Source organism: Acinetobacter sp. YH12131 (assembly GCF_013418635.1).
Lineage (GTDB): Bacteria > Pseudomonadota > Gammaproteobacteria > Pseudomonadales > Moraxellaceae > Acinetobacter > Acinetobacter towneri.
The window spans coordinates 1-2180 of record NZ_VPBQ01000044.1; the positions used below are offsets into that span (position 1 = coordinate 1).

Here is a 2180-nt window from a genome sequence, read left to right on the forward strand (position 1 = left end):
GTAAATTTTCAGCGTTGCTGGCTCCCCGTCAGCCGGATTGGGTTGCATCGCAGGGGTGTCGAAAGAGTCAACTGCGGTCCAAAGCTGTTGGACTTGGGTGAAAAGGGCGTTTATTCTTCCTATACGTGAACCGCATCCTACGGAATGAGTAACCCTTGCCCTATTGTGAGTAGAACGTCGTATAATTCAAACGAAAGCAGTTAATAGGTATGAAATATCACAGCACAAAAGAGCGACAGGACATGTTTAGATGATGTTATTATAAAATAATAACATCATGGATGAATAAAAAATAATTTTCTATCTTTACAACTATGTTATACTTCTATGATAAGGCTATGATGGCAAAGCCTTGGTTTTCCTAATCAAATAGTCGCCGAGATGGCTTCAATGCGACAGTAGGTCTACTGTCTCACAATTAATTCATGTATCAGATTTTTGTTCCCTGATGGGAAGTGTTATCCATACGAAAAGAATATGGGTAAAGTGTTACACCTGTATATGACATTCAGAATGTCCTGTCGGGGGAACTGGTACCAATTTAATAAAAGAAAACAGTATAGAAATGACAATCGAAGATATGCAAACATTAGCCCTAGAGCATGGGCTGAGAATTTCGGAAGAGATGAGCGTCAATGAGATGGGCATCGACTTTAGAGTTGCCTTTGTAAAGGAAGTAAACGGTGAGAACTGGGTACTCCGTATACCTCGAAGAAGCGATATGCTTGAACAAATCGAAAATGAAAGTAGAATATTGGATTTAGCCAAAAGAAACCTGTCGATCAATGTCCCTGATTGGAAAATTGTATCGGAGCGCCTAATAGCCTACCCTTTACTGGAGGATGCGCCTGCTCTGACATTCGATGCGATAACACATGAGGTTTCTTGGAACATAGATCGCGATAGCATAGCTTATGTGGAGTCTCTGGCAAAATCATTGGCCGAATTACATCGTATTACAGCTGACGATGTGAGAAAGAGCAACTTGAAAATAATGACTCCAAGTGAATTGAGGACCGAAATAGCTGACCGTATCCACTTGGTGAAATCTGAGATAGGTATCAGCGAGCCGTTGGAAAACAGATACCGTAGATGGTTGGACAATGACCCTTTGTGGCCTGAATTCACTTGTTTCATCCATGGCGATCTCTATGCAGGGCATGTCTTAACCTCGAAGGAAGGTAAGACCTCTGGTATCATAGATTGGTCTACTGCGCATATGGGTGATCCTGCACTGGACTTTTCTGGTCACGTATCGGTTTTTGGAGAGGATAGCCTGAAGAGTTTGATAACGGAGTATGCTAAACAAGGCGGAACGATATGGGATAGGCTCTACGAACAATCTATAGAGAGGGCTGCTGCAGCTCCATTAGCATATGGCGCTTTTGCGGTAGAGTGCAACGACGATAATCATATCAATGCCGCCAGAGCAGCCTTAGGTATTGTTCAATAAAATGATGTGAGGATACTTTTTTAAATGCTAAAATAGGAGTTCGATTGGTGCCACTTAAGAGTATCATTGATTTCTATTTTAGCCAGTATCCTCCACTTTTAGGAGCTCCTCGAAACTCGATTTTATGATCATCTCTTAAGATTTTGAGCCACCGCTCTACTATCTTGACAGGAACTAATAGCTCGTTTACTAAAAATGGTGCACGCTTTCCTGGATTAGTTCTTATCTGATTAAATAGTAGATTTACTCCCTCACTTACTCCCTCATTAGATTCGAAAAGTAGCTTTGATGAGACAATAACTCGAAAACCGTGCTGGAAATTTTCAAAGACAGGGGGACGCAGACCATAGGATGCGAAGCCTTCTTGGATTCGTTTGATGCCTGACCCATATTTTTCAATAAAATGCGCTTCTTTGAACGTGGCAGATATCCTTTTATTGCGCGCCCATGGCGAGTAATCTTCACGAAGAAGCTGATCAATCGTTAAGTTATCAGCTAAACCACCTGGATTGAAAAACTCTATGGAATTGTAATACACCCTGATTATGGAATCGGCAAATTAATTTGGACTTGGGTGAAAAGGGCGTTTATTCTTCCTATTACGTTGTCGGCAGCGGGCCAAAAAGGAATACGTCCATGCCCATCGAGGTGAAACCGGCTGTGAGCGCGGGTTCAAGCATATAGCCCGACAGGCGCGTATCCTTGCCGATCACGACACGATGGCGGT

2 protein-coding genes and 1 pseudogene are annotated in these 2180 nt (G+C 42.5%); 1 reads left to right on the forward strand and 2 read right to left on the reverse strand.

The features are described from left to right. Positions 1 to 565: 565 nt before the first annotated feature. On the forward strand, positions 566 to 1453 hold the full coding sequence (gene mph / locus FTU66_RS13475; RefSeq protein WP_071830579.1) for an Mph(E)/Mph(G) family macrolide 2'-phosphotransferase: 888 nt from the start codon (positions 566 to 568) through the stop codon (positions 1451 to 1453). A 73-nt stretch (positions 1454 to 1526) separates the two neighbouring features. Here mph and FTU66_RS13480 read toward each other — a convergent pair whose 3' ends face one another. Continuing rightward, positions 1527 to 1991: an ATP-binding protein gene (locus tag FTU66_RS13480; protein ID WP_071830580.1), complete on the reverse strand. Its 465-nt coding sequence runs from the start codon at positions 1989 to 1991 to the stop codon at positions 1527 to 1529. A 67-nt stretch (positions 1992 to 2058) separates the two neighbouring features. Then, a pseudogene (locus tag FTU66_RS13485) lies at positions 2059 to 2180 on the reverse strand (hypothetical protein); the annotation flags it as partial.

Bases quoted from the DNA above. Each gene is read 5' to 3' on its own strand.
- mph (WP_071830579.1), top strand. From the start codon at position 566: ATGACAATCGAAGATATGCAAACATTAGCCCTAGAGCATGGGCTGAGA.